Origin of the sequence: Halomarina oriensis (assembly GCF_009791395.1) — an archaeon.
Lineage (GTDB): Archaea > Halobacteriota > Halobacteria > Halobacteriales > Haloarculaceae > Halomarina > Halomarina oriensis.
This window is the reverse complement of record NZ_WSZK01000046.1, coordinates 20,174-27,547: the sequence shown is the minus strand read 5'-3', so window position 1 is coordinate 27,547 and position 7,374 is coordinate 20,174. Positions and strand designations below refer to the sequence as shown.

The window sequence follows — 7,374 nt, the reverse complement described above, 5'->3', positions numbered from 1 at the left end:
CCGAGTGAGGTCATGGCCACGGAGTTCACCATCTCGCGCAAACTGGCGGCGCTCTACATCTCGCCGTTCGTCCTCCTCGGCCTCGCGGACATCGCGCTGTTGCTCCTGTGGGGCCTCGACCCGCTGTGGGGGTTCATGATCCTCCCACCCATCCTCTTCATCAGCGTCATCGGCTGGATCGCCTTCCGCACCGGGTTCGCCCGTGACCGCGGTCGGGCCGACGGCCCGGACGAGGCGAGCGTCGACGCGTCGACGACCGAGGAGACGGCCGTCGAGGAGGAACTGGTCTGAGCGGCTTCGCCGTTCGCGTCCGCGGCCGCGAGCGGCCTCGCTATCGCTCACCGTCGTCGTGTTGCGAAGAGCGCCGAAGGAGAGATTCGAACCACGCGGAGACGGTCACTCGCCTCGCTCGCGCTGCGTCTCCTCTCGTTCAAATTCTCCGTGAGCGTTCGCCGACGCGGCTCCTCGCTGTCGCTCGTCGCGTTGCGCCGGCAGAAGCGCCGAGGGAGAGATTTGAACTCCCGAGTCCGTGAGGACAGCAGATTTCGAATCTGCCGCCTTGGCCAGGCTAGGCTACCTCGGCTTACTACGACGTACCACGTCGCCCATTTAGACCGTTTCGGTTCGCCGTGAGGGCGTGAGGAACTGCCATGCGGTAGCTTCAAACCGGGTCACGCCAACGAGGCGACATGGACATCGAGACGGCCGCCGCAGAGTGTGCGTCGGTCACCGATTCCGTGCTGTCGGGCGTCATCGCCGACGAGACCTTCGTCGAGCGAATCCTCCTCGGCGTCCTCGGTCGCGGGCACGTCCTGCTGGAGGACGTCCCCGGCACCGGGAAGACGCTCACCGCCCGCAGCGTGGCGACCGCCCTGGGACTCTCGTTCTCTCGCGTGCAGTTCACCCCCGACCTCCTCCCCTCCGACGTCACCGGCACGCACGTCTTCAACGAGAAAGAGCGCGAGTTCGAGTTCCAGCCCGGCCCCATCTTCGCCAACGTCGTGCTCGCGGACGAGATCAACCGCGCCCCGCCGAAGACACAGGCCGCCCTCCTCGAAGCGATGGAGGAACACCAGGTGACCGTCGACGGCGAGACCCGCGCCCTCCCCGACCCCTTCTTCGTCATCGCCACGCAGAACCCCGTCGAACAGGAGGGGACGTTCCCGCTGCCCGAGGCGCAGATCGACCGGTTCACCGTCAAGACCTCCATCGGCTACCCCGACCACGGCGGCGAGAAGGAACTGCTGATGCGCCGTGCCGGCCGCGTCACCCGAAGCCCGGACGTCGAGACCGTCCTCGACGACGAGTCCGTGACCGAACTGCGGACGGTCCCCGAGTCCGTCCGCGTCGAGGACGACCTGCTCGATTACATGGTCGACATCGCGCGGGGGACCCGTACCGACCGGCGCGTCGAAATCGGTGTCTCCCCGCGTGGGACACAGCGTCTGTTCGAGACCGCCCGCGCACAGGCGGTCATCCAGGGCCGTGACTTCGTCACTCCCGACGACATCAAACACATCGCCCAACCCGTCCTCGCACACCGCCTCGTCCTCACGCCGGACGCGAAGGTCGAGAACGTGAACAAACACGACGTCGTCGCGGACGTGCTGGACTCGGTGACGGTCCCGACCGTCTGAGTTGACGCGCCCCGTTTTCGGACGAACGGTACTCAGCGCAGCGCCGCGGCGAGCAACACGCCACCGAAGAGCAACAGGACGAGCGCTCCGACCGGGCGGCCGTCACCGACGACGAGGTAGATACCGTAGCCGAGGCCTGCGGCGATGCTAGTGACCCCGGCGGCGACGCCGGTGTGAGTCGAGAGCGCCCGCTGTGAGTCCGCTTCGCGCCCGACCGTCTCCGCGAGGTCGAGCGACTGCCGAGCGGCGTCCCACGCGACGACGATGCCCGCCGTCGCCACGAGCAGGAAGACGACGCCGACGCCGGAGATCGCACCGACCGCGACGCCACCGAGCGCCGCGAGCGCCCCCAGTCCGACGACGCGTCCGGAACCGTAGACGGTGCCGGCGGTGAGCAGCAGTGCGCCGAGGAGCGCGAGCGACAGCGCGCTCGCCGAGACGACGAGCGCGACGGCACCGACGACGGCGACACCGCCGACGATGCCGGCGTGTCCGGTCGGCGGCCGGGTGTCGACGACGGGGTCGGTCACGCCGACCACCGCCGGACGGCGTTGGCGACCGTCGACTGGAACGTCTCGTCGCCCCAGTCGACGACCGGGATGCCCGCCTCACGGAGCGTCGAACAGCGCAGCGAGCGCTCGACCCGTGCCAGTCGCTGGCCGGTCGTCGTCCCGACGGTCGGGTCGGGGCTGACGACGGTGACGGGGTGGCTCGCGGCGTCGAGACGGCGGGCCGTACGGGCCGCGTAGTCGTCGACCAGCGGCGAGCAGAAGACGACCTGCGCGTCCGACGGGAGGCGACGTCGCAGCCGTGAGAGCGAGATGACGCCGAAGAAGGGGTCGTCGGAGGGCAGCGGGTGGAGCGCTTCGTGGGTCGCCAGCAGACTCCGGACGCGGGCCCGGTGGCCGCTCCCGGTCCCCGGCGCGAGCCAGCAGTCCGCCGGCGAGAGCGTGGCGACGCCGACCCGGTCGCCGACGAGCCGTCGCCCCTCGTAGACCGCGCCGGCGGCTTCGACGGAGCGTTCGAGCACGGTCCGGTCGTGTTCGTCGCTGGCGACGTAGCCCTCCTCGCGGGCGTCGAGCACGACGACCACCGTCGCCGAGCGTTCGCGCTGGTACTCGACGGTCGAGAGGTCGCCGGTCCGTGCGGCCCGGTGCCAGTCGATGCGGTTGAGCGGGTCGCCACGACGGTACTCGCGGATGGTGTGGAAGGCGACGCCCGCCCCACCCTCGGGCGTGACCGTCTCGCCGGTGATGCCCGCTGCCGAGGGGCGCAACGGGAGCGTCGCCGCCGGCGGGATCGGCGGGACGCACTCCAACTCGGTCTCGACCGCCACCTCGCTGTGACGGGCCGCGCCGCCGCTGGTGTCGTGGGCGACGACGTACAGCGGGTCGAACGTGTGGTGACCCCGCTCTGCGGTCACGGCGTAGCTGAACGACGTGGACTCGCCGGGTCGAAGCGCCGTCGCGTGTCGCGGCGTCCCGTCGGCGACGGTCAGCGCCGTCGGCACGCCGTCGATGAACCGCAGGTCGGGAGCGGTCGACGCCCCCTCGTTGGTGACGGTGACAGTCACCTCCACGGCCTCCTCGCGGTCCGGCGTGGTCGTCGACACCGCCCGTTCGACCGCGAGGTCGGGACTCGGGAACGTCGCCGCCCGCGCGTGTGCGGCCAGCACGACGGGGACCGTCGAGGCGAGCAGGAGACCGGGTCGCCCGGTCAGCACGCCGACGCCAGCCAGGGCGAGGCCGGCCGCGACCATCCCCTGTCGACCCTCGTTGCGGTGGGTCAGCGGCAGGCTCATCGGCCACCCGCGACGTGTCGGTCCAACTCGGCGATGGCGTGTGCGGCCTGCTGGCGGAACGCGGAGTCGCTGGTCGCGGCGAACCGCACCCGGTCGATAACGCTGGTCGACGGGTCGACCCCCTCGCCGAAGAACGCCGCCGCGAGCGGGTCGTCGGTCCAGGTGCCAGCAGCGAGGCGCTGTCGGGCGCGTTCGGGCGTGTCGCCGTCGTAGCGGGTGAGTACATCGACGGCGACCTGCTCCAGTCGGTCGCGGATAGCGTCACGGTCGCTCGCGCCGCCGATGCGGCCGTGGAGCGACGCCGAGTCGAGCAGGGTGTCGAACTCGTCGCCGGGGACCGACGCGGCGTGACGACGCTCCGGTTCGGGCAGGACGGGTCGGTCGTCGGCCGACAGCGAGTCGCGGACGGCACCCGCGGCGATGAGGACGGCGACGACGCCGACCAGCGGGACGAACAGCGCGGGGAGGCCGACGTCGACCAGTCCACCGGCGGCCGCGAGGCCGACGAGGACGGCGACGACGCCGAGCGCCGTTCGCCACCTCATCGGTCGCCACCGTAGGTCCGCTCGATTCGCCGGAGGGCGGTCACGGCACGCTCCTCGCGTTCGTCGTCGATAGCGACGCCGCCGTACCGGGTCGTCTCGAACAGGTCGGTCAACTCGCGTACGTCCTCGCGGCTCATCCCCGCGTCGACCGCCGCCGTGGCGAACTCGCCGGGCGTGGACGTCTCACGAGGGACGTCGAGCGGGTCGGTCATCTCCCGCCAGGCGCGGTAGATGGCGTTGTCCACGTCGCCCGACGCGTCGATACGGTCGGCGGCCCGGCCGGCCGCTTCGCCCACCTCCCGGACGGTCGGGTCGGGGTCGTCGACGACGGGGTCCACCTCGGCCTCGTCGGTGCTGTCGGCGGCCGACCGGACGACGACGGCGACGGCTCCGACGAGGACGACGGCGAGGACGGCGAGGACGACGGCCGAAGGGTCGGTTGCGACCTGTGTGACCTCGGCGGCACCGCCGCCGCCACCACCACCGCCGCCCGGGAACTGTGGGCGTTCCCGTCCGAGGATGCCACGCTGGCCGGAGGACTGAGCGCCGGCGAGCGACCGGAGCAGGTAGTAGACGAACAGGATGACGGCGGTCAGTGCGACGACCGTCAGCGCGATACCCTTGATGGCGTCCAGCCCTTCCTCGAGTACGTAGTGAATCAGCGCCGCGAAGCCGACGAGGAACACGGCCGCGATGAGTAGCTGTGCGAGCCACGTCGGGATGAGCTGTGGCTGCTCCTCGGCCTCCTCGGTCGGCGGTGCGCCGAAGTCGACGGCACCACTGTCACCACTACCGAGACCGGACTCGTCGCCGCCGCTGGAGACCGGACCGGTCGTCGCCGAGTCGAGGGTCGCGGCACCGGCGGCGAGCGCCATGACCGCGAGGAGGGCGACGACGAACGGCACGATGCGTTCTCTCTGCACAGCCGAGGTAGCAGTCCTCGTGGTTTAAGGGTTCATACCCCGTGAGCGACGGCGTCGGGACAACGCTGATACGACCGACGCCCGCAGGTCACTCCATGCGCATCGGGCTGGTCTCCGACCTCCACGCCAACGCCGTCGCGTTCACCGCCGTCCGCGAGGCGCTCGCCGACGCCGGACCGCTCGACGGACTCGTCTGCGCCGGCGACGTCGTCGGCTACAACCCCTTCCCCAGCGAGTGTGTCGAGGCGCTTCGCTCGGGAGCGGCCGCCCGCGAGGTGGGTGCCGACCGGACCGACGTCGTCCAGGGGAACCACGACCGGGCCGTCGAGTCGCCCGAGCGGTATCGCCACAACGAGATGGCGTTCGCCGGTCTGCGGTGTGCCCGCGAACGACTCGACGACGAGCAACTGGCGTGGCTCGCCGACCTGCCCGTCGAGACGCACCTCGCGGACGGCCGGGTCCGGGTCGTCCACGACCACCCGACCGACCGCGACCGCTACGTCAGACCACCGGAGTTCGGGGCCCTGGCACCCCACCTCGGTGACGAGACGGTGCTGGTGCTCGGCCACACGCACGTCCAGCACGCCGAGTGGGTCGAGGACACGCTCGTCGTCAATCCGGGGAGCGTCGGTCAGCCACGCGACGGCGACCCGCGGGCGGCGTTCGCCGTCCTCGACCTGCCCGACGAGGGACACCCGTCGGTCACCGAACACCGAGTCGCGTACGACGTCGAGCGGGTGCGGGCCGCTGTCGACGCTGCGGGGTTACCGGAACGGACGGGCCGGCGACTCGCTCGTGGCGAGTGACCCGTCCGTCGAGGAGAGCGGAGCCCTGCGTGCGACGGTCGAACCGGCCGCTACGCTCGGGGAGTTACCGAGAGTCCCGCCGTGGTAGGTGGGACGTCAGCCGACTGCGTCGAAGGTGACGAGCGTGGCGACACCGGGTGCGGTGTCGATGCGCTCGCTCTCACCGTCGACCGCGCTGTCGTTGGCCGGGGTCTCCGCCGGATCGATGGTGGTGATGGTCCCGTTGGCCGCCCCGTCGGTCGAGTTGTTCGAGGCGCTGGGGCCTGCACAGCCTGCAACGACGAGCATCCCTGCCACGAGGAGCGCGGCGATGATTGTCCGAGTAGTCGGTCTCATGTGCAGTACCTCCGACGACAGGGACCCGAATAAACCGGGAGTGTCGTCCCGACGTTTGCACCACCCGACACTCATCGTTGCAGACCGTTTCACGGGGTGAAGAGCGACTTAACGAGACCCTGGGACGCGCATACGCGGAAACATACGTCCGATTTACGACAAAAAAGGTCTATGGTATCGGACGTTAAGGGATAGATTACGAGCATATGCCGAGGCCTCCGCACACGACGACCGGTCGAACCCTCGCCGTAGTCGTCTGTCTCCTTCTCTCCAGCGTGGCAGTCGTATCTGCCGCCCCTGTCGGTATCGACGGCGTCGAGTTCTCCGGGAACGGCGTCGTCGCCACCGACAGTGGCGTGACCTACCTCGCCGGGTGGCAGACCGAGACCATCGACGTCCGCCTCTCCGGGACGGGGAGCGGCGAAGTCTGTGTGCAACTGGGCACCGGCGAGAACGCCGACACCCTCGCCTGTCAGACCGCCGCCGCGGGCGAGACGGTGAGTCTCACCGTCGCCGACTGGGGAACGACCGGCGAACAGACACTCACGGTCACCGCCAGCAACGCCTCCGGACAGGTCGACAGCGTCACCCAGTCCGTCCACATCCTCTCGGCGGGCGGTGACGTCGACGAGGACGGCCTGTCGAACGAGGCCGAGACCCAGCGCGGGACGAACATCCTCTCGGCGGACACCGACGGTGACGGTCTCACCGACGGCAACGAGGTCAACGTCCACGGGTCGAACGCGACGAACCCCGACACCGACGGCGACGGCATCTCCGACGGCAACGAGGTCAGCACCGAGAACGGCCACGAGACGGACCCGACGAACCCCGACACCGACGGCGACGGCATCCCCGACGGCGAGGAGGTCGAACAGGGGTCCGACCCCGCCGAAGGCGTCGGTGGAACGGGCCTCGACGTCAACGGCCTGCCGATGGTCCTTGGCCTGCTGGTCGCGTACGCGCTGTTGGTCGGAGCCATCATCTGGGTGGGCCGCTCGCGCGACGACGGACTGGACGACGCCCCGACGGTGCCACCGACCGACGGCGGCGACGCCGATGGGGGCGCGGTCACCACGACGCCCGAACCGATGACCAACGAGGACCGTATCCGCCAGATGCTCGACGAGAACGACGGCCGCCTCCGACAGGCCGACATCGTCGAGCAGACCGACTGGTCGAAGTCGAAGGTCTCCCGACTCCTCTCGAAGATGGAGTCCGACGGCGAGATTCGCAAGATATCCATCGGCCGCGAGAACCTCATCGCCCGACCGGGCGACGAACCGGAGAGCGCTCGCTCGCCGTTCGAAGAACAGGACTGACCGC

The 7,374-nt window shown here is 70.2% G+C and carries 9 protein-coding genes and 1 tRNA gene; 4 read left to right on the top strand and 6 right to left on the bottom strand.

Annotated features, from left to right (window positions below; all coding sequences use genetic code 11):
- Window positions 1-12 precede the first annotated feature (12 nt).
- Window positions 13-291, top strand: a complete 279-nt coding sequence (locus GQS65_RS21035) for a hypothetical protein (protein ID WP_158206576.1) — start codon at window positions 13-15, stop codon at window positions 289-291.
- Window positions 292-498: 207 nt separating this feature from the next.
- Here GQS65_RS21035 and GQS65_RS21030 read toward each other — a convergent pair.
- Window positions 499-583, bottom strand: a tRNA-Ser gene (locus GQS65_RS21030).
- Between the two features lie 106 nt (window positions 584-689).
- Here GQS65_RS21030 and GQS65_RS21025 point away from each other — a divergent pair.
- Window positions 690-1,637: an AAA family ATPase gene (locus GQS65_RS21025; RefSeq protein ID WP_158206575.1), complete on the top strand. Its 948-nt coding sequence runs from the start codon at window positions 690-692 to the stop codon at window positions 1,635-1,637.
- Between the two features lie 32 nt (window positions 1,638-1,669).
- Here the strand turns inward: GQS65_RS21025 and GQS65_RS21020 are convergent, their stop codons facing one another.
- Genes GQS65_RS21020 through GQS65_RS22010 form a run of 4 tightly spaced genes read right to left on the bottom strand, consistent with a single transcriptional unit; the run spans window position 1,670 to window position 4,906 of the window.
- On the bottom strand, window positions 1,670-2,167 hold the full coding sequence (locus GQS65_RS21020; protein WP_158206574.1) for a DUF7519 family protein: 498 nt from the start codon (window positions 2,165-2,167) through the stop codon (window positions 1,670-1,672).
- Window positions 2,164-3,438: a DUF58 domain-containing protein gene (locus tag GQS65_RS21015; RefSeq protein WP_158206573.1), complete on the bottom strand. Its 1,275-nt coding sequence runs from the start codon at window positions 3,436-3,438 to the stop codon at window positions 2,164-2,166. The genes GQS65_RS21020 and GQS65_RS21015 overlap by 4 nt, the downstream gene beginning before the upstream one ends.
- Window positions 3,435-3,983 carry a DUF7269 family protein gene (locus tag GQS65_RS21010; protein ID WP_158206572.1) on the bottom strand — a complete coding sequence of 183 codons (549 nt, stop codon included), beginning with the start codon at window positions 3,981-3,983 and terminating at the stop codon, window positions 3,435-3,437. The genes GQS65_RS21015 and GQS65_RS21010 overlap by 4 nt, the downstream gene beginning before the upstream one ends.
- Entirely contained in the window at window positions 3,980-4,906 is a 927-nt protein-coding gene (locus tag GQS65_RS22010) for a DUF4129 domain-containing protein (RefSeq protein ID WP_158206571.1), read from the bottom strand. The genes GQS65_RS21010 and GQS65_RS22010 overlap by 4 nt, the downstream gene beginning before the upstream one ends.
- Window positions 4,907-5,001: 95 nt before the next feature.
- On the opposite strand from GQS65_RS22010, the gene GQS65_RS21000 reads away from it, so the two are divergent.
- Window positions 5,002-5,712, top strand: a complete 711-nt coding sequence (locus GQS65_RS21000; RefSeq protein WP_158206570.1) for a metallophosphoesterase family protein — start codon at window positions 5,002-5,004, stop codon at window positions 5,710-5,712.
- 96 nt (window positions 5,713-5,808) lie between these two features.
- Here the strand turns inward: GQS65_RS21000 and GQS65_RS20995 are convergent, their stop codons facing one another.
- Entirely contained in the window at window positions 5,809-6,048 is a 240-nt protein-coding gene (locus tag GQS65_RS20995; RefSeq protein ID WP_158206569.1) for a hypothetical protein, read from the bottom strand.
- A gap of 275 nt (window positions 6,049-6,323) precedes the next feature.
- Here GQS65_RS20995 and GQS65_RS20990 point away from each other — a divergent pair, with 275 nt between their 5' ends.
- Complete coding sequence (locus tag GQS65_RS20990; RefSeq protein WP_158206568.1) at window positions 6,324-7,370, top strand: helix-turn-helix transcriptional regulator; 1,047 nt, start codon at window positions 6,324-6,326, stop codon at window positions 7,368-7,370.
- Window positions 7,371-7,374: the final 4 nt, after the last annotated feature.